The 19,690-nt window shown below is 61.2% G+C and carries 17 protein-coding genes and 2 pseudogenes; 11 read left to right on the forward strand and 8 right to left on the reverse strand.

Annotated features, from left to right (window positions below; translation table 11 throughout):
- Positions 1-552 precede the first annotated feature (552 nt).
- A pseudogene (locus QM672_RS22805) lies at positions 553-630 on the forward strand (hypothetical protein); the annotation flags it as partial.
- 44 nt (positions 631-674) lie between these two features.
- Here the strand turns inward: QM672_RS22805 and QM672_RS22810 are convergent.
- From QM672_RS22810 to QM672_RS22830, 5 genes are all read right to left on the reverse strand, one after another.
- A complete protein-coding gene (locus tag QM672_RS22810) occupies positions 675-1,439 on the reverse strand; it encodes an SDR family oxidoreductase (RefSeq protein WP_311940181.1) in 765 nt (254 codons plus the stop codon).
- Between the two features lie 10 nt (positions 1,440-1,449).
- A complete protein-coding gene (locus QM672_RS22815; RefSeq protein WP_311940183.1) occupies positions 1,450-2,217 on the reverse strand; it encodes an SDR family oxidoreductase in 768 nt (255 codons plus the stop codon).
- A gap of 205 nt (positions 2,218-2,422) precedes the next feature.
- The gene (locus QM672_RS22820; protein ID WP_149250092.1) at positions 2,423-3,268 is read right to left on the reverse strand and encodes an ABC transporter permease; all 846 of its coding nucleotides are present in this window, start codon (positions 3,266-3,268) and stop codon (positions 2,423-2,425) included.
- A 35-nt stretch (positions 3,269-3,303) separates the two neighbouring features.
- Positions 3,304-4,428, reverse strand: coding sequence for a quaternary amine ABC transporter ATP-binding protein (locus QM672_RS22825; RefSeq protein WP_415085318.1), 1,125 nt, complete (start codon positions 4,426-4,428; stop codon positions 3,304-3,306).
- A gap of 83 nt (positions 4,429-4,511) precedes the next feature.
- Complete coding sequence (locus QM672_RS22830) at positions 4,512-5,429, reverse strand: glycine betaine ABC transporter substrate-binding protein (protein WP_415085320.1); 918 nt, start codon at positions 5,427-5,429, stop codon at positions 4,512-4,514.
- Positions 5,430-5,653: 224 nt separating this feature from the next.
- Here QM672_RS22830 and QM672_RS22835 point away from each other — a divergent pair, with 224 nt between their 5' ends.
- Genes QM672_RS22835 through QM672_RS22845 form a run of 3 tightly spaced genes read left to right on the forward strand, consistent with a single transcriptional unit; the run spans position 5,654 to position 9,437 of the window.
- Positions 5,654-6,598: a dihydrodipicolinate synthase family protein gene (locus tag QM672_RS22835; RefSeq protein ID WP_415085322.1), complete on the forward strand. Its 945-nt coding sequence runs from the start codon at positions 5,654-5,656 to the stop codon at positions 6,596-6,598.
- A complete protein-coding gene (locus QM672_RS22840; protein ID WP_415085324.1) occupies positions 6,576-8,102 on the forward strand; it encodes an aldehyde dehydrogenase in 1,527 nt (508 codons plus the stop codon). The genes QM672_RS22835 and QM672_RS22840 overlap by 23 nt, the downstream gene beginning before the upstream one ends.
- A gap of 12 nt (positions 8,103-8,114) precedes the next feature.
- The gene (locus QM672_RS22845) at positions 8,115-9,437 is read left to right on the forward strand and encodes an NAD(P)/FAD-dependent oxidoreductase (RefSeq protein WP_415085326.1); all 1,323 of its coding nucleotides are present in this window, start codon (positions 8,115-8,117) and stop codon (positions 9,435-9,437) included.
- 47 nt (positions 9,438-9,484) lie between these two features.
- On the opposite strand, the gene QM672_RS22850 is transcribed toward QM672_RS22845, so the two are convergent.
- Positions 9,485-10,402 carry a LysR substrate-binding domain-containing protein gene (locus tag QM672_RS22850; protein ID WP_415085328.1) on the reverse strand — a complete coding sequence of 306 codons (918 nt, stop codon included), beginning with the start codon at positions 10,400-10,402 and terminating at the stop codon, positions 9,485-9,487.
- Positions 10,403-10,557: 155 nt separating this feature from the next.
- Here QM672_RS22850 and QM672_RS22855 point away from each other — a divergent pair, with 155 nt between their 5' ends.
- The 4 genes and pseudogenes from QM672_RS22855 to QM672_RS22870 all read left to right on the forward strand — a co-directional run bounded on the left by QM672_RS22855 (position 10,558) and on the right by QM672_RS22870 (position 15,112).
- Positions 10,558-12,108 (forward strand): trimethylamine methyltransferase family protein, encoded by a 1,551-nt coding sequence (locus QM672_RS22855; RefSeq protein WP_415085330.1) that lies wholly within the window; start codon positions 10,558-10,560, stop codon positions 12,106-12,108.
- 8 nt (positions 12,109-12,116) lie between these two features.
- On the forward strand, positions 12,117-13,226 hold the full coding sequence (locus tag QM672_RS22860) for a mandelate racemase/muconate lactonizing enzyme family protein (RefSeq protein WP_415085332.1): 1,110 nt from the start codon (positions 12,117-12,119) through the stop codon (positions 13,224-13,226).
- Positions 13,227-13,627: 401 nt separating this feature from the next.
- Positions 13,628-14,188 (forward strand): annotated as a pseudogene (locus tag QM672_RS22865) (IS630 family transposase); the annotation flags it as partial.
- Between the two features lie 240 nt (positions 14,189-14,428).
- On the forward strand, positions 14,429-15,112 hold the full coding sequence (locus QM672_RS22870) for a hypothetical protein (RefSeq protein ID WP_415085334.1): 684 nt from the start codon (positions 14,429-14,431) through the stop codon (positions 15,110-15,112).
- A gap of 200 nt (positions 15,113-15,312) precedes the next feature.
- On the opposite strand, the gene QM672_RS22875 is transcribed toward QM672_RS22870, so the two are convergent.
- Positions 15,313-16,221, reverse strand: coding sequence for an SDR family oxidoreductase (locus tag QM672_RS22875; RefSeq protein ID WP_415085336.1), 909 nt, complete (start codon positions 16,219-16,221; stop codon positions 15,313-15,315).
- 134 nt (positions 16,222-16,355) lie between these two features.
- Here QM672_RS22875 and QM672_RS22880 point away from each other — a divergent pair, with 134 nt between their 5' ends.
- Together QM672_RS22880 and QM672_RS22885 are read left to right on the forward strand one after the other, a co-directional pair.
- Entirely contained in the window at positions 16,356-16,727 is a 372-nt protein-coding gene (locus tag QM672_RS22880; protein ID WP_415085417.1) for a winged helix-turn-helix transcriptional regulator, read from the forward strand.
- A 248-nt stretch (positions 16,728-16,975) separates the two neighbouring features.
- Positions 16,976-17,167, forward strand: a complete 192-nt coding sequence (locus tag QM672_RS22885; RefSeq protein WP_415085419.1) for a DUF6527 family protein — start codon at positions 16,976-16,978, stop codon at positions 17,165-17,167.
- 61 nt (positions 17,168-17,228) lie between these two features.
- Here the strand turns inward: QM672_RS22885 and QM672_RS22890 are convergent, their stop codons facing one another.
- A complete protein-coding gene (locus QM672_RS22890; protein ID WP_415085338.1) occupies positions 17,229-18,851 on the reverse strand; it encodes a hypothetical protein in 1,623 nt (540 codons plus the stop codon).
- A gap of 149 nt (positions 18,852-19,000) precedes the next feature.
- Between QM672_RS22890 and QM672_RS22895 the strand changes: the two genes are divergently transcribed.
- Positions 19,001-19,666, forward strand: a complete 666-nt coding sequence (locus tag QM672_RS22895; protein WP_415085340.1) for a hypothetical protein — start codon at positions 19,001-19,003, stop codon at positions 19,664-19,666.
- The last annotated feature ends 24 nt before the right edge of the window (positions 19,667-19,690 follow it).

Below are 19,690 nucleotides of genomic sequence, written 5' to 3' on the forward strand. Positions count from 1 at the left end.
CACAAGCCACCTGTCACATCACAATCGATTCATCGATCGCAGGACATGCTCTAGACCGGTCCCGAGAAAGTCACGGAAGCAGCTGCAGGCCCGCCGGTCGCGCAATTCCTAAAGCTTCTTACGCATCGGTTATTGCCGCGTAATGTGTCGCAAATTCCGGGTATTTTACAACGCAGACAATCAAGCGTGAGCGTCAATGAAATGAGAGAAGTTTCTCATACCCTTCAGTGAGAAGAAGCTCTCGATAGGGATTCATGGGAGCGACCGCGCACGCCTGCTGAATTAGGTAACAAGGACGCGATCCATCCCACTACACGGCCGGTTGCGGCAGCGACGTGAGGTCTCCCCGATACTCAAAGGTCCGGCCACCGCGCGAGCACCCCGCTATCAGTGTGTAAAGCAACTCCCCGAGTTCGCGGCCACGATCTTCCACTCGTTCAGTGAGAGGTAGTGTGCCGGTTATGACCAGCCACAATCGGAAAACGGAAGAGTCGAGAACCAGAGCGGCATCGGCGCTAGTCAACATCCGGAAAGCCTGTCCTTGTTCAGGAGGCCTATGAGCCAGATGAGGCGGTGAGCATTGTTGCTCGGCGCCACGGCATCCGGCCGAACCGATTGTTCGACCGGCGTGAGTTGGCAACGAGGGTCGCAAGCCGCCGACAACAGGATGAAAATCAGCCTATCGGCAGTGGCAGCTTCTTGGTGCGGCCTCCGTCCACGACAAAGACCTGCCCCGTCGCGAATGTACTCTCATCGGATGCAAGCCATACTGCGAGATTGCCGATGTCGCGCGGCTCTCCAAGGCGGCCTGCCGGATGCATGGCCAGGAGTTCGCGTCGGATCCGCGCGCTGTCGGGCATGCTTTCCAGGTAGATCTCGCTGAGGTCCGAATTGATCCAGCCCGGCGCGATCGCGTTGCAGCGGATACCGTCCCGCCCATGATCGACGGCGACTGCAGCGGTAAAGCCATGAATGCCGGCCTTCGAGGCTGAATAGGCCGGATGGCCGGGATTGGAGCCGATCCCCTCGATCGAGCCGATATTGATCAAGCTCCCACCGCCGCGAGACCGCATCAGCGGCACGGCCCTCTTGGTGAGCAGGAATGGCGCCTTGAGGTTGACCGTCATCATCTGGTCCCAATCTGCCTCGGACATGTCCTCGACGGTCTTCTCGAACATGATGCCGGCATTGTTCACCAGGATATCGAGGCCGCCGAAGCGCTCGACGGTCCGGTCCACGGCACCGGCTATCTCGTCGGGGAGGGTGAGATCGGCCTGGATGAAGACCGTCTGTTCGCTCAGGATCGAGGGCGGGGGCGCGTTTCGCTGCACGATCGCGATGCGCGCGCCTTCCTCGGCAAAGCGCTGCGTGATGCCCAGCCCGATGCCCCGCCCGCCGCCGGTGATGATCGCAACCTTGCCTTCAAGTCTCTTCGACATGGAACTTCTCTCAATATACCGGCTTGGCGCCATTGACCTCGACGGCGGTGCCCGCGATGTAGCGGGCCGCATCCGACGACAGGAAACAGACCACGTCGGCGATGTCCTCCGGCTCGGCGATCCGGCCGAGGGGGACGCTGCGGTTGAGCTCGTCGATGGCCGTGTCGGGATCGAAGCCGCGCTTGATGAAGCCGGTGCGCAGCATCGGGGTGTTCACCTCGTTGGGGCATACCGCGTTGATCCGGATGCCATCGGGGGCATGGTCGCGCCCCAGGCATTTCGACAACGTGGCGACTGCGCCCTTGCTGGTGCAATAGGCTGGATGGCCCGGGCCGGGATAGAGACCCCAGCAGGACGCGATGTTGACGATGGCACCGCCGCCTGCCGCCTTCATGTGCCCGATCGCCCTGCGGCAGGTATAGAAGACCGCCGTGAGATTGACGTCGAAGGTCCTGATCCAGTCGTCGTCCGAGGTCTCGAGGATGTTGCCGCGCGTGATGATCCCGGCGTTGTTCACCAGAACGTCGATCCGCCCGGTCCTGTCGAGCGCCGCATCGACGAGATCTTCGCAATAGGCCTTGGTTCGAAGATCCCCGGGCACCGCCCAGGCCACCTCGCCGTCAGCGTTGAGGTCCGTACAGAGCGAAGCGAGCTGATCGGCGTCAACATCGCCGAGAACCACGCGAAAGCCGTTCCCGATGAATTTGCGGGCAATCGTGCGCCCGATGCCGCCCGCCGCGCCGGTTATCACTGCAGTCTTGATGATATCGTCAGTCATTCCCATGTCCGTGAACGATGTGCCTGGAATTGGGGCAGGTTTCCCTCAAATCGGGCTGGTTTCCAGTGTCTTGAAGCTGCAAAAGTCTCATGTCTTGGTTGAGTTCCCCGCGCGCCGCACAGGTCTCATGGGCGCGGCCAAAGACGCGGGAACCCCGCGCGGTCTGACCGCACCGTCGCAATGGGTCCCGTGCCGGAAGGGCGTCTCAGGCGGTCGGATCGACCTTCTGGCTGATGCGCTTGGAGAAGCGATCGATGACGATCGCCAGAACCACCACGGCCAGGCCCGCCTCCACCCCCTTGCCGACCTGAAGCCGGGAGATGGAACGGATGATCTCGTCGCCCAGCCCGCCCGCGCCGATCATCGAGGCGATGATGACCATCGACAGGGACATCATGATGCATTGATTGACGCCGGCCATGATCGAGCGGAAGGCCTGCGGCAGCTTGATCAGGAACAGGATGGTCATGCGGCCCGCGCCGAAGGCCTCCCCTGCCTCCACCATTTCGCTTTCGACCATCCTGAGGCCATGCGCCGTGAGACGCGTCGGCAAAGGAATTGCGAAGAAGATCGTGGCGATCACGCCGGGAACCGTGCCGACCCCGAAGAAGAACACCGCGGGGACCAGCAACACGAAGGGCGGCATGGTCTGCATGAAGTCGAGGACCGGTTCGACGACCGCATTGACCTTCTTGGACTCGGCGATGAGCATGCCGAGAGGAATGCCGATCAGGAGGGCGATGAAGGCGGCGGTCAGCACGAGGGAGAGGGTCAGCATCGCCGCCGCCCAGAGGTTCATGGCAAGGATGAAGGTGAGGCCTACCCCGCCGAGAACGGCGAGCGTGATCCGCCCGAGCAGAATGCCGCCGACGACGGCGACGGCGATGATGACCCAGGCCGGGACGCTGGTGAGTGCCGTGGCCAGCGGACCGTTGATACCGTTGATGATCGAGCCGATGAAATCGAAGATGAAGCTGTAGTTCGTCGAAAGATAGGTAGTGAAATCATCGATCGACGTGGCGATCGAGTCGGCGAATTCCGAGAAATCCATCACGCGTCTCCTTGTTCATGCGCCGGGCGCGATGATCAGACTGCTCGCTGCATGGCCTCCGCCACGCCTTTCCTGCTCGACGTGCCGGCGACGGCAGCGGGCTGAGGCTTCCTGTTCGGAGGCGAGATATTGGCCGCCAGCGCCTTGAGCAGGGAGGCGCCGGTGACCTGGCCGGCAAAGCTGCCATCGTCCCGGACCACCGCCAGGGTTTCCGAATCCGACGAGAGCCGGTCGAGGTAGGGCGCGATGAGATCATCGGCGCCGACCTTGACGACATCCTGCTTTTTCCATTCGGCGGCCTGGAAGCCCTCATCCGCCTCCATGACCTGGCCGGCGGTGAGCACCTTGAAGACGTCGATGCCCTTGACGAAGTTGCGCACATAGTCGTTGGCGGGCGACAGCACGATGTCCATCGGCGATCCCTCCTGCACGACTTCGCCCTTCAGGAGGATGGCGATGCGGTCGCCCAGCGTCGCGGCTTCGTTGGGATCATGGGTGACGAAGACGATCGTCTTGTTGAGCGTGGCCTGGAGGCGGAGCAGTTCCTGCTGCATTTCCTCGCGGATGAGCGGATCGAGGGCGCTGAAGGGTTCGTCCATGAGCAGGATGGGCGTATCCATCACCAATGCACGGGCGAGGCCGACCCGCTGGCGCATGCCGCCGCTCAAGCTCGAAGGCTTGCGGTTGTCGAGATCCTTGAGGCCGACCAGTTCCAGCGCCTTGGACGCCTTGGCGCGCCGTTCCCTGCGCGGCATGCCCGCAATGCGCAGCCCGAAAGCCACATTGTCGACGACGGACATGTGGGGGAGCAGCGCGAAATGCTGGAACACCATGCCTATCGTGCTCGAGCGGATCTGCCTGAGATCCTTCTTGCCGGCGCCGATGATCTCGCGCCCGCCGATGAGGATCCGGCCACCGGTTGGATCGATGAGCCGGTTGATACACCGCAGCAGCGTGGACTTGCCGCTGCCCGAAAGCCCCATGATCACGCAGATCTTGCCCGGCTGGATCGAGAGATTGATGTTCCTGAGGGCCACGAAATGCCCTGGCACGCTGGCGGCGCTCGGATCGTCCCTCAGCGCGTCCAGCGCTGTCTGCGGGCTATGGCCGTAGAGCTTGTACAGTCCCTTGATTTCGATGGCCGGTTTGCTGGCGTCCATCCAACCCCTCCCTCGTCAAATGGGATGGCGTTCAGGAACGAAGAGATCCGCTCCCGAACGTCGTGGCGAAGTGAGAAGCAGGATTAGGCGATCCACTGCTCGATGAGGCCCTTACCCTTGTTGTCGTCGATCCACTTGGCAGCGGCTTCCTCGGGCTTCATTCCCTTGTCGATCCAACTCATGACGAGCGCTTCCTGATCGTTGGGAATGTGGAACTTCTGGAAGAATGCGTGCGCCTTCGGGAAGTTGTCCTTGAAGTCCTTGCGCACGGCATGGAAGCAGTAGAACGGCTCTTCCATCATCGTCGCCTTGGGGTCCTTGAGGTAGCGCATCTTGTACTGGGTCCACATCGGCAGCGGCTCCCACGTGGTGACGACGATCCAGTCCTTGCGGCCGACGGCCCGGCCGAAAGCGGCTTCCATGGCCGCTTCGCTGCCCGCCACGAGCTTGAGCTTGAGGTCATAGGCTTTCATGGTCTTGTCGGCCGACTGCATCAGGCCGGAGCCCGCATCGATGCCGACGATGCTGCCGCCGAACTTCTCGGCGTGCGCGTTCAGTTCCTCGATCGAGTTGATCTCGACATAGTCGGGCACCGCCAGGCCCTGCGTCATCGGCCCTTCGGAGACGCCGAGAATCTCGATCGCGCTGGCGACTTTCTTCACATAGTCCGCCTGGCCGCCCTTGTAGTCGCCCTTCAGCGGGCCCATGCCCTGCATGTAGGAATTCGAGAAGGCATCCACCTTGCCGGACTGGAGCGAGGCGTAGATGACGCCGGGATCGGCCTGCAGAGGCTGGACCTTGTAACCAAAATTGTCCTCGATCAGCTTCTTTCCGATAAAGGTAATTGCGAGAGCATCGGACCAATTCGCATAAGCATAGACCAGCGGACGCGAGGCATCAGCAAGAGCTGTTGTTGAAAACCCCGCCGCCGTCAGGGCCACACTACCACCCAACTGTAGAAATTGTCGCCGTGAAGCCTCGAAGCTCGGCATCTTCGACATCGTACCCTCTCCTGGTGATGGTTGCTTGACAATTCATGGATTGCCGAGCTTTTCAGTTTTGTTCAGGCCACCCTTATCAGGTGAGAAATGCGTAACATGGATTTGCTCTAACCAGCGGGCGCAAAAAAGTAGCCTGCCGATTGACTTTATTTCGACTGTCCAAGCGCCCGGACTTCTGTAGCGTCTCTTTGCAATCCTTCCGTGAGCTACAGCGGAGCTAATCCATGTCCTTCAAAGGCGTCATCCCGCCGATCATCACGCCATTCCACGAGGACGGGTCGATCGATCGAGCCGGCTTCGAAACCGTCCTGGAGCATCTCATCGCGGCTGGTGTCCACGGCGTCATCGTCGGTGGAACCACGGGCGAGTACTATGCCCAGTCACGGGACGAACGGGTGGGCCTGCTCAAGCTGGCCGCGAAGATCGCCCATGGCCGTGTGCCGCTGATTGCCGGCGTCGGCGCCATCCGGACCGAGGATTGCATCGAATATGCGCTCATCGCCCGCGATCTGAAATATGACGGTATCCTGATCGGCTCGCCCTATTATGCGGTGCCCACGCAGCAGGAACTCGCCAACCATGCATTGGCGATCGACCGGGCGGCCGACATGCCGATCATGCTCTACAACTACCCCGGCCGCACCGGCACGATGATGGACACCGAGTTCCTCGACCGCGTCGGCCGCAACACCAATTTCCGAGCGATCAAAGAATCCAGCGGCAGCGTGAACCAGTTGCACATCCTGGCGCGCGACTATCCGCATATCGATCTGTTCTGCGGCATGGACGACCAGGCGCTGGAATTCTTCGTCTGGGGGGCCAGGGGCTGGGTGTGCGGCGCGGGCAATTGCCTGCCCGAGGAGCATCTCGCCCTCTACAATGCTTGCGTCGTCGAAAAGGACTTCGCCAAGGGCCGGCTGATCATGTCCGCCCTGCTGCCGTTGATGCGCGTGCTCGAGCAAGGCGGCAAATTCGTCCAGGCCATCAAATATGGCTGCGAGTTGGCGGGATTGCCGGCGGGGCCCGTGCGCAAGCCGATGCGCGGGCTTGAAGAAGACGAGCGGCGGGAACTCGCGAATACGATCCGCACGCTCAAGGCGGTGATCGCTTCCATCGACAACAAGTCCATCAAGAAGGGTGCCCCGAATGTCGTTGCTCTTAACGCGTGATGAGTACGCGGCCCTGGCCCAGAGCCTGCCGCTGCCGACCAATGCGGTGATCGACGGCAAGGCGCGGCCGGCTCTGTCCGCGGATACCTTCGATTCCATCAATCCGGCCACGGGCGAGCGTCTCGCAAGGATCGCTAGCTGTGGCAAGGCTGACGTGGACCTCGCCGTCGAGAAGGCTCGCCAGGTCTTCGAGGCCGGCACCTGGTCGCGGGCCCATCCCAGCGAGCGCAAGGGCGTGCTCAAGCGCTTCGTCAAGCTGCTGCGGGACAACGCCCACGAATTGGCCGTCATCGAGACGCTGGAGAGCGGCAAGCCGATCTTCGACGTCGAGACGATCGATATTCCCGAGGCCGTGCATTGCCTGGAATGGCATGCCGAGGCCGCCGACAAGGTCTACGGCCAGACCTCGCCTTCGGGCGACAACGTGGTCTCGATGATCGTGCGCCAGCCGCTCGGCGTGGTCGCCTGCGTGCTGCCCTGGAATTTCCCGATCCTGATGCTGGCCTGGAAGATCGGGCCGGCGCTCGCCACCGGCAATTCCGTCATCGTCAAGCCGGCTGAGCAGACCAACATGTCGGCGCTGCGCATGGCCGAGCTCGCCCACCAGGCCGGCCTGCCGAGCGGCGTCCTGCAGATCCTGCCCGGCCCCGGCGAGGTGACGGGCCAGGCGCTTGGCCTGCATCCCGATATCGACATGGTCGCGTTCACGGGCTCCACCGATATCGGCCGCAAATTCCTCGAATATTCGGCCAGGAGCAATCTGAAGCGCGTCGTGCTCGAATGCGGCGGCAAGAACCCCTGCATCGTCATGGACGATGCCGAGTGCCTCGATGTCGTGGCCCAGCACGCCACCCAGGCCGTGTTCTGGAACATGGGCGAGAACTGCTCGTCCAACTCCCGGCTTATCGTGCATGAGAAGATCAAGGAGGCGCTCGTCGAGCAGATCATCGCCAAGTTGAGAGACTGGCCGCTCGGCGATCCGCTCGATCCGGCCAACCGGCTCGGCGCTATCGTCTCCAAGGAACAGTTCCAGACGATCATGGACTACATCAAGAAGGGCAAGGCCGAGGGCGCGAAAATCATCGCCGGCGGCGAGGCTCGCAAGATCGGCAAGGGCTATTTCATCGAGCCGACCATCTTCGACGACGTCAAGCCGGGCATGACGATCGCCAGGGAGGAGATCTTCGGCCCCGTCCTGTCGATCATCACGGTGGCAAGCGCCGACGAAGCGGTACGCGTCGCCAACGACAGCCAGTATGGCCTTGCCGCCTCGGTCTTCTCGGCCAATCTCGGCCAGGCGCATCGCATGGCGCGCGATATCCGGGCTGGCACCGTGACCATCAACTGCTATGGCGAGGGTGACATCACCACGCCGTTCGGCGGCTTCAAGCAATCGGGTTTCGGCGGCCGCGACAAGTCCCTGCATGCCCATGACCAGTACACGGAGCTGAAGACGGTCTGGGCCGATATCTCCGACCCCCGCGCGACCAAGACTCTCGACTGAACCGGCTTCGCCATGGCTCTCCACACTGCGATCAGGGCTCCGGCCGACCTGGCCGGATCGGGCTGGTACGAACTCCTGCCAAAACCGCCACCGCCGCGCGTCCTGGAGGGCAGGCGCAGGGCCGATTGGGTCGTCATCGGCGGAGGCTTCGCCGGCATGGCAGCCGTACGCCGCCTGAGCCAGCTGCAGCCCGGCGCCCGCATCGTCGTCCTCGATGCGCAGCGGATCGGATGGGGTGCCGCGGGCCGTAATTCGGGCTTCATGATCGATCTGCCGCACGAACTGGCGAGCGACAACTACGCGGGCGGCCGCGACCACGACATCAAGCAGATCCGCATGAACCGGGCCGCGATCGAATTCGCGGCCGGTGCTGCCGCTGAATACGGGCTGGAACCTCATTTCATTCGGGCCGGCAAATATCATGGCGCCGCCACGGAACGAGGCCAGCGGGTCCTGGCCGAGTTCGAGCAGCATTTGTCCAGCCTCGGCGAGCCGTTCGAAAAACTGGGCGCCGACGATCTGCGCCGCGTGACCGGCACCTCCTACTATGCCGGAGGCACCTTCACGCCGGGCACGGTGATGATACAGCCGGCAGCCTATATTCGCGGTGTCGCCCGCGGCCTCGCCGATAAGGTCGAGATCTTCGAGAATTCGCCAGTCGTCTCGATCAAGAGCGGGGCGACGCATACGGTGTCGACGCCGCAGGGCGAAGTCGAGACTCCCCGCATCATCATGACGGTAAACGGGCAGGTCGAGAGCTTTGGCTTCTTTCGCCGCCGCCTCATGCATATTTTCCTCTATGCGAGCATGTCGCAAAAGCTGAGCTCGTCACAGATGTCGCAGCTCGGCGGCGAGGACTATTGGGGCCTCATCCCGGCCGACCCGCTCGGCTCGACCGTCCGACGCTTCGGAGACCGGATCGTGGTGCGGAATTCCTGCACCTACAATCCCTCGATGCGGGTTTCGGAAGATTTGGTCAAAAACTTTGGCCGGGCACATGACCGCTCCTTCCGCGAGCGGTTCCCGATGCTGCCCGATGTGCAGGCGGAGTTTCGCTGGGCCGGGCATCTGTGCCTTTCCCTCAACAGCGTGCCGGCCTTCGGCGAGGTCGAGCGGGGCATCTATTCGGCCTGCTGCTGCAACGGGCTGGGAACGGTCAAGGGCACGCTCTATGGCAAGCTCATCGCCGACTTGGCGGCCGGCAGCGGCGAGCCGATGGTCGAGGAGACGCTGTCGGAAGCCGCGCCTCGCAAGCTCTATCCCGAACCGTTCATGTCCCTTGGCGCCAAGGCGAAGCTGTGGTGGCTGCAAAGGCGCGCGGGCCGGGAAATGTGAGGGAACAAAGCCCAGGGTGAAACGCGTTCTGCCCGCCGGTCCCGCGTTCAGTTGAAGGCTTGCCGTTCGCTCTCGGCGATCTCTCTCAGCCAGCTACGAAGGGTTTCGGCCGCCGGACTCAGCACCCTATTGTCGTTCCAGGTCAGATAGTAGCCGCCCGGTGCCGGTATTTCCAGGTCCGTCAGGCGCGTGAGCCGCCCCTTCTCGACCAGGGACCGCACCAGTCGATGCCAGCCGACGGCCACGCCCTGGTCGGCCTGGGTGGCCTGAAGCGCGACACTGAACTTCCCGTAGCGCCGGCCCCGCAGGGGACCGTGCGGAATGTTGGACCGGCGCAGGACCTCGTCCCAATCCGACCATTCCGGATCGACCCAATCCACGTGAACGAGCGGCAGTTCGGCCAGCGTTTCGGCAGTTGCATCCCGATGCTCAGCGGCGAAACCTCGGCCGCAAACCGGATAGATGGTGTCGTCGAACAGAAGCTCGGCCGTTTCGTCCGCCCAGGAGCCAAGTCCGTAGCGCACGCGCAACTCGACCTCGGCCCGGCGGAAATCGCGCGGATTGTCGGAGATGAGGTGGTCGACGGTGATCTCGGGGTAGCGCTGCCAGAAGCCGCGCATGCGGGGCACCAGCCACATCGTGGCGAAGGCGTCGGTACAGGCGATGGTGACGTTCCTCGAGCGGTCTCCCCGCTTGATCGTCCGCACGACCTCGGCGGCTCGCGAAAAGCTGTTCGAGAGTACCCCATAGAGATCCTCGCCCGCGCTCGTCAGCGCTACGCCGGTACCGAGGCGCGCAAAGAGCGGCACACCCAATTCGTCCTCGATCGCCTTGATCTGCCGGCTCACCGCACCGGGTGTGACATTGAGCTCGCGGGCGGCAAGCTTGAACGAGAGATGCCGAGCCGAGGCTTCGAAAACCGCCAGGGTGGTAAGAGAGGGCAGATCGTAATAGCGGCGGACCATGCTGAGCCGGGCTTCTTTCCAAGGTCGAATGGGGCAGCAATTAAGTCAACACGCGCGTGAGACTTTTGCATTAGGACATCGCCCTAGCTTGCAGCAATAGTCCCTGTAACTGCAAGGCCTTAGCCGCAGTATTGTTAAGACAAGCGGAGGCGAGCGTGACCATTCAGGAGAGCACAACTCGAAGGAGCGGGCGTGATGCCCGCCGCGCCATCCGAATGGCGCCCAAGGTCGACATGCTCCCCACGCTCAAACGTGCCTTGCCCGTGGTCGAGCCGATGGATGCCGATCAGGTCGAGCGCATCCACCAGGCGTCCTTGGCCATTCTCGAAGAGATCGGGGTGGTGTTTCGCGATCCCGTCGCCCTCGAAGACTGGAAAAAGGTGGGCGCGGATGTACGAGGCGAACGCGTTCATCTCGATCGCGGCCTGGTGATGGACCTGATCGCCACCATCCCGCCCGATATCACCTATCATGCGCGCAACCCGGCCAAGAATGTGGAACTCGGCGGTCCCAATTCCATCTTCGTGCCGATGACCGGCGCGCCCTATCTGCGCGACCTCGACGATGTCAGGCGGCTGCCGACGAACGAGGATCTCGGCACTTTTCATAAGCTCGCTCATATGATGCCGGCGCTGCATTCGTCGGCGCATCACATCGTCGAGCCGATGGACATCGTGGTCGCACACCGCCATCTCCACATCACCTATTCGTCGATGAAGCATTCCGACAAGATCTTCATGGGGATGACCACCTCGGCCAGGAATGCCGAGGACGTGCTCGACATGTGTGATATCCTGTTCGGCGCCGGCTTCCTGGACAATCATGCGGTGACGACCGGCAACTGCAATGGCAACTCGCCGCTGGTATGGGACCAGGTCATGTTGGGCGCGATGCGGGCATTCTGCCGGCGAAACCAGCCGGTATTGTGCTCTCCTTTCGTGCTGGGAGGTGCGAACACGCCGGCGTCGACGGCTGCCGCGGTCGCCCAGCTCAATGCCGAAGCGCTCTCGGCGCTGGCCTATACCCAGGTCATCCGCAAGGGATGCCCGGCGATCTATGGGCATTATCTGTCGACGGTTTCGATGCAATCGGGGGCGCCGATGGCCGGCACGCCCGAGATCTCCCTGATGAATTTCATGATCGGGCAGATGGCGCGGCGCTACAATATCCCCTGGCGCACGTCGAACCTGCTCGGCGGCGCCAAGGTCTTCGACGCCCAGGCCGGCTATGAAAGCGCCATGACCATGATGGCGGTCCTCATGTCGGGCGCCAACTATATCTGGCACTCGGCCGGCTGGAACGAGGCCGGCATGCACTGCTCGATCGCCAAGTTCGTGGTGGATGCCGAAGTCTGCGCCATGGGATATCGCATGACCCAGGGCATCCAGTGGGACGATTTCGAGGAAGCCCTGCAGGCCGTGCGGGATGTCGGTCCGGGCGGACACTATCTTGGCCATCCGCACACGCAGGCCAATTTCCAGACGGCGTTCTTCATCCCAAAGCTCTTCGACAACAATTCGATCGAGCAGTGGAAGGCCGAGGGCGAGAAGGACATCAACCGCCGGGCGCTCGAACACGCCAGGCATCTGTTAGCCGACTATCAGGAGCCGGTGTTGGACCAGGCTAAAGACGAGGAACTGCGTGATTATATCGCGCGGCGCTCCCGCGAAATTCCGGCTGTTGACGCCCTGAACGACGAATATTGAGCCCGACAATGCGCATCAAGACCATCAACGTCTATAAAGTCCTTCTGCCCGTGAAGGGTGGGATCTACCGGATGGCAAGCGATGACGTTCAATCGCTCGATAGTACTCTGGTGGAAGTGGTGGCGGAGGAGGGGCTGACGGGCTGGGGCGAGACGTGTCCCATCGGCCCGGTCTATCAGCCCCAGCATGCCCTCGGTGCTCGTGCAGCGATCGCCGAGATCGCTCCGGGCCTGATCGGTCAGCAGGTGCAGTCCATTCGGCTGCTCGCCAAGCGCATGGATGAGCGTTTGAACGGTCACGGCTATGCCAAGGCCGCGCTCGATATCGCTTTCCTCGATCTCCTCGGCCAGCAGCTCGGCGTTCCGGTTTCGACGCTGCTCGGCGGCGCGCTGACGGATCGCGTCGAGAGCTACTACTCCCTGATCGTCGGCGAGCCGGACGAAACGGCGCGAATTGCCGCCGACAAGGTCAGGGCAGGCTATCCCCGCCTTCAGGTCAAGATCGGCGGCCGCAGCCTCGAGCAGGACGTCGCAACAGTCCGCAAGGTCTGGGAGGCGGTCGGCTTCAAGGCGCGCATCGCCGTCGACGGCAATCGCGGCATGACCGTGGCTGCCGCCATGCAGCTCAGCCATTTGTGCCAGTCCATCCCTTTCGTGCTCGAACAGCCTTGCAACACCATGGAAGAGATCGCCACCCTGAAGGGAAGGGTCAGCCATCCCATCTATCTCGACGAAAGCACCGAGGATCAGAATGCCGTGCTGCGGGCGGTCTCCATGGGCATAGCCGACGGCTTCGGTTTCAAGGTGACCCGGCTCGGCGGTCTGACCAAGATGACGACGGTGCGTGACATATGTGCCATCCGATCCTTGCCCCACACCTGCGACGACGCCTGGGGTGGCGACATTATCGCGGCGGCATGTACGCATCTGGCTTCGACAGTCGAACCGCGCCGTTGCGAAGGGGCCTGGATCGCCCAGGAATATATTGACGGCCATTACGACGGCGCCAACCCGATAAGGATCGTCGAGGGACACATCGCCGTTCCGCAACGCCCCGGCCTTGGCGTCAAGCCGGAACCCGGCATGTTCGGGCCGGCTGTCGCCAGCTATGGGGGATGATTTGCGAATTGTCGCCAAAGCACCACTGCGGCAACGTCGCATACGAAGCAGCGGCCATGCGATCGTTTGACCGCCATAAGTAGGTCATTGCTCGCTGCAGACGAGGATCCGAAGTTCATGCTTCCACGGGGTGCTCAAAAGGATCTGCTCGCTGGTAGACGCGCGGTCGAAGTAACCGATCTGGATGAAGGCGTTTGAACATTCAACGCCAGCATACGATGAACCTATGCGGCGGCATGATCTCTGCCGGAGAAGGCGGCCGGCAGGGATGAGGAGACCTTATTCCGAAGATCTCTGCGGGCGTGCACGGGCTCGATTTGAGGCGGGGGAAACGATCCGCTCCATTGGACTGGCGCTGAAGATCAGCCCGTCCTGCGTCTCGAAGTGGCGCAAACTCAAGGCGGAGACGGGTTCGCTGGAAGGCACATCAGGCCTGGATCAATCTCATCCGCCTCGTCTTCATCGACGAGACCTGGGTGAAGACCAACATGGCGCCGTTACGAGGTTGGGCGCCGCGGGGACAGCACCTTCCAGCTCGCGTACCGCACGGCCGTTCGGAAACGCTCACTTTCATCGCAGCGCTCCGGGCCGATCGCGTCGATGCACCTTGGGTCATCGATGGCCCGATCAACGGCGAGATCTTCACCCTCTACGTCCAGAGGGTTCTCGTCCCGACCCTCGCCAGGGGCGACATCGTCATCCTCGACAACCTCGGCAGCCACAAGGGCCAGGCGGCACGACGCGCCATCCGGCAGGCAGGCGCCCACCTTCTCTTCCTGCCGCCCTACAATCCCGACCTCGATCCGATCGAACAGTTCTTCGCCAAGCTCAAACACCTAATCAGAAAGGCCGAACCCAGAACCGTAGAGACGGCTTGGCGAAAGGTTGGAGACCTGCTCCACGCCTTCTCGCCAAGCGAATGCAATAACTATCTTACAAAATCCGGATATGCCTCCGTCTAAATGAAGCACGCTCTAAATCCATGCTCAGCGAATAATTAAAATCATGCAAAGTTATATTTAAGAATATCTTCATTCAAATATAGAATAGCAAATAAGAAAGAATTCGTTTCTCTGTCGAATATTCGAAAATAAGAAAAGATTCCTCAACGCCATATCGCCGCTATCGGCTGGTTGTAGCCTCTCCATCCTTGGGTTAACCTGCGGAGCGAGTCGATCTACGAATAGCGGCCGGGGTACGGCATGAATGTACTGCGCAGGGCAGGGGGACCACTGCTCGTCGTGTTCGCCCTCCTTCTTTCGCCAGTTTCGCTTGTGCGAGCCCATGCACAGCTCATTACCAACGGAGGTTTTGAGACAAACAATTCCGGTTGGACGTATGGCGGGGGATCCGGGCGAACAGCGGGAACGTTGTTGGTACCGGCGCACGGAGGAGGCAATTTCGGTTCGCTCGCCCTCAATGGCGGCACAATTTCGCAAACTATCAATATTCCGATTGCGGGTTCTTACCGATTGAGTTTCTACCTGGCGCCACAGATTTCGCTTTCGCTAGGCACCCTCAACTTCAGCGTCCAGCTCGGTGGACAGACCTACCTCGGAACCTACAACGTAACGATACTCGGTTTGGGGGGATACAACCTCTATACGCTCACGGTTAGCCTGCCTGCCGGTTTAACGAGCCTTGTCTTTACGAACCTGCCCGGATTGTTGACGGCACCGCTGCGGGTGGACGATGTATCGTTGGTGCAGATTCCCGGCCCCGTCCCCGGTACGAGCATGATCTCCTATTTGGCAGTGGCGCTCCTGGTGCTCTCGTTGGGACGAAAACATGTTGCGGCCGGACTGAAGTGGCTCAGAGACAATTGTCGGCGCTTAGGTCGCAGGCTCCTTCACCGCCATCGTTGGGAGCGATTTGACCGGACTTAGCGGGCGACCCTAGCGCCAGCGCCCCCAAGGTATTGGCGAGATCGCGAATGAAATACAGCAGCACGAGACAGCGGCAATTAGGATGGCTTTTGTAACCTGCGACAATTGAAGCAGATCTTCGGGCCGCACGAGACGCCAGCGCGCCAGAAGCACGCCGGCGTGGAAGCAGCTGGAGAAATGCAGCGCGGAGACGAGGCCGTTTATGTGTGGCTCGGCGCCTGGCCGGCCGCTTGCTGATCGTGGACGAACCCCGAGATTGTGGCCTGGAAAGGGGTCGTCGGCCGCCCGATCAGCCGGGCCAGGTCGCCGCCCTCATCGAGCAGTGCCCCCTTTGCCACGCCGGCATCGGTGTCCGACAGGATCTCGGCAAACATCTCCGGTACGCCCGCGCTGGCGGCCGCCGATCGGAATTCGTCCGGGGTCATGTTCTGGTAGACGATCGGTTTGCCCGAGGCTTCGGACACGACGGCAGCCAATTGGGCCAGTGCGAAGGAGGCGTCACCCGCCAATTCATAGATGCGGCCGGCATGCTCTTCTCCGGCCAGCACCGTCGCCGCAGCCAGGGCATAGTCGGCGCGGGCAGCGGCCGAGATGCGCCCTTCTGCCGCTGCGCCGATGAGCACGCCTTGGCTCAGGGCAGCGGGCAGGCGCCATGTGAAGACCTCGGTATACCAGCCGTTCCGCAACAGCGTGAACGGCACGCCGGCCTCCGCCAGCGCGGCCTCCGTCTGGCGATGCTCATCGGCGAGGAACAGCGGAGACGAATCCGCGTGAAGGATGCTGGTGTAGGCGATCATGCCGACGCCGGCCTCCTTGGCGGCGGTGATGACATTGCGGTGTTGTACCGTTCGCTTGCCGATCTCGCTGCCGGAGATCAGGAGAAGTCGATCCACGCCGGCAAACGCGCTCGTCAGCGTCTCCGGCCTGGAGTAGTCGGCAATACGGACCTCGACGCCTCTGTCCTGGAGCCTGGCTGCAGCTTCCTTGGTGATATCCCGCACGCCCGCCACGATGGCACGGGCAGGCACCATCTCGAGCAGCGCGTCGATGACGAGCGTGCCTAGCTGGCCGGCTGCGCCGGTCACGAAAAGCTTCGGCGTCGTGGGCATGGGTCGTTCTCCTTGTGGTTCATATCTGGCACAAGGTAATTAAGTGAGACCGATGCCGTCGTGAAGGAGGCAGAATTTTGGGACAGGGTGAGACAGAAGTAACCGTGCCGGCACCTGATACCACACCGAGCGGATTGGTATTGGCGCGCCGGCCCGACGGGTCACTCGACTCCCAATGCCCGGTGCGGGATGTTCTGGACCGCATCGGTGACAAATGGTCGACGCTGATCCTGGCCACCCTCGCGGTGGGCCCGCACCGATTCAGCGCTTTCCTGCGGGCGATTCCGGACATATCCAAGCGGATGCTGACGCAGACCCTTCGCGATTTGGAGCGTGACGGCCTGGTCGCGCGCACGGTGTTCCCCACCAAGCCGCCAAGCGTCGAGTACCGGCTGACGCCCCTTGGCGCCACAATTCTTGAACCGTTGGCATCCCTCGTCCAATGGGCCAATCGAAGCCAAGCCGCAATCAAGGTCGCCCGTATGGCGTTCGATGCGGCTGGTTGAAGCTGCCCGTTTGTCCAACTTCGTTTTCGAAAGGGATTGGAAACAATCTCAACAACAAGAAGCGCTCGCGAAGGGCAACTGAGGGGCCGGAAGCGGAATGTCTGGTTTTGGCGCATTTAGAATTGAAGCGGACCAACCAACCAGACGCTTTTTGAACTCCGGCACCCGAACAGCCGCCGCTGGGCGGCAACGACCTTTCCAGGGACCTAGTGCTCACTATCGACGACGGCGAACGCTGGAGTGTAGGTATGATGTGTCCATGCGGCGCCACTATCGAAATGCTCGTCGTCGATGGCGCGAACCCTCGGTGGGACATTGCCGTCAATGCAAACGGTCGGCCGACTTTGCGACCATCGGTCTGGCGAAATACAGGATGCAGATCGCATTTCTGGTTGCGCTCAGGCCGGATTGTTTGGTGCGGCGATTCCGAAACGGCCTAGCCGCTCTGACTACCCGGATCGATCAAACGAGCCGGGTAGTCTTGCTTATTGTCAGAGGCGGTCACGCCTTTGGAACGGCAATCGCCCCCTCGACCTCATGCAGCGTACTGACCACGCTCTCCAGCAGTTGCAAGCCCTGCATGGCGTGTGGCTTTCTATCGTCGACGCCAAGGCGCTCAAGACCACTTTGCACGAGACTGGAACCAAGGTGCGATCCTGCATTGCGAAGATCGTTAAGGCCAAACAGTGGCCCCATCATCTTCCTTGCCTGTTCCTCGGGTAGGATTGTGCCCAACAGCCGCTCAATAGCCTTTAGCGACGCCGGCTTTTTCTCGCCCTTGGCGAGCGGTGGGCAGTGCGCAAGTACGGCATCAACATCAACGCGTTCGGTGAACAGCCGCGTCACCTGCTTGGAAAGGTCCAGCAGCCCCTCCGTCTCCACACAGCGAAACCGGTGAGCCCGCCTGAGAATATCGGATACTTGGGCATTCTCACGCAGCAGTTCCTGACCGTACCTTTCGCGAAAGCTCGAAGCGAGGTTATTAATAGCCTTTTCAATAAGGGCCTCGGGCGCCTTAGTTGATGCCGGCTGCACCATCATCTGCGCTGAGAACAGCTCCTCTGACACGCCCCCATCGGGGGTGACATTGTGGGCCGCCCAAGTCCGCTGCTCCCAGGGCTTGAGCATGCTGATATCCTTGGCAAAAACGGTGATCAGGCCAAGGTCGTTTACGCCAAAATGGACTGTGTCCGAAGTCGCACCAACACCACCGGTATCTCTCGATGCCCAATGGAGCCGTCCACCGCGATGTCGGAGAAGCGCATTGACCACTCCTGCGTCAAAGTAGAGCCAGCCGATATCTCCATCAAGCCGACCTGCTGCCACTCGGGTACCGTCCGGCTTGGTCACAAAAGAGACTTCATCGGTCGCCTTATCGCCGCGGATGCGCGTGCTGATCGTACCGGGGTCCAGCCACTCCGTTCGCCATATGGCACCCCTTGTGAAGAAGGTTCGGTGAGGATGGGGCCAACCCGCCGGCGCGGTAATGTACTCGAGCTGATCTCGGCCTTTTTTCTCATTAATGGGTTTGCGAGACCAGCCATAGCCAGGGTCTTTCTCGGTCACTGCCGTCCGTTCGGTATAACTAGAGCAAAAGAAACGCATGTCCCGCGCCACGAGGTAGTCGTTGAGGAATTCGGTCTTGATCTCAAGGCAAACCGGCTCGCCGGCATCGTTGCGGGTTAGGCGAACGACCTCCGGCCACCCTTCTTCGGGCCGGTACCAGCGATCGCCTTCCCGAATGAGCCGGAGCGCCACCACCAGATCAGGATGCAGATGCCAAATCTCTTTGCTCGGCTCCTCGAGGTGTTGGGCAATGACCAGGTTGATGCCAAGCTCGGTGTCACCCCAGCCGCGGAACACATCCGATGACTGGTAGCCCCATGATTCCATGCCTGCCCGATGCGGGTTGAGCCCGACATCGCCCCATCCCATCGTGTCTACATCAGCTGACTTAGCGGAATGAACCGCAACGGTCGCTATCCCGTGAAATTCGGTTACAGAAATGACGCCAGGCGGGAGATCGTTAAGCGTAGACTTCGTCACCCTCCGCAGGGGTGTCCAGGTGCGCGCCGCAAGCTTTGGCAGGTCAGCCAGATTGAAGAAGGTCTGCTTGATTGTCATATGTTCTCCCTTACCCGCTGGCGCGGACCAAGAATCGGTACCGCAGTGGGCGTCGTCGCACTAAAATTTAGTGAAAACAATGCTCTTTCCCATTGTGTCGACGGGACGCCAAGAAGATAGTTGTACTTCGATCAAAGTGTGGAGCACGTATGTCTGTTCTAGATATCCCTCTCCGAAAGGCGCTGCAGTTGTTCTATTCGCCCAATTCACTGCGACGATCCATTTTGAAAGAGGACATCCGACTTGATCGCAAAAAGGAGGCGGGCGGTACTAGAAGTCGAGGTGGCGACTTCTACCTACCCTTTTGGTCGGACGTTAAGACGCACATCTCTGGCCGAGGTGACCTAACGCAGTTGACCCAGGATCGCATCCTGTCGAACAGGAACTTCAAAAGACTATATCCGCTACTGAGCGACGGAGTCCTCGAACTGCTTAGCGCAAAACTGCGTTGGTCAAACGAGCCTGTAGAGATCGTTCCTACAAGCATGCACGGCAGCCTGCGGATTGAAAGCTTGGGCGCCACAGTTCGGATAAGGGATGCACTCCATGCGCGCGTCCGGGGGGAATACACACGCGTGGTATACCCGTACTTCAGTGAAGAGCCACCGCTCTCAGAAGAAGGCGGGAGGCTAGGGCTCTGGGTAATGCAACAAGTACTAACCGACGCGGACCCCGCTGATATGCGTGTTATCGATGCCCTGCGTCGTACGTTCTTCTCTCCGCAAACGACGCCGCTGCAGGGCAACGAGGAGACAGTTTTTCATGAAAAGTACAGGACGTTGATTGGCGAGTGGGAGCGACTGAAGTTAGAGTGAGCTAGTGCGCAAATGTCGAGCAGG

The sequence above is a fragment of the Labrys sp. (in: a-proteobacteria) genome (assembly GCF_047605565.1).
GTDB classification, from domain to species: domain Bacteria; phylum Pseudomonadota; class Alphaproteobacteria; order Rhizobiales; family Labraceae; genus Labrys; species Labrys neptuniae.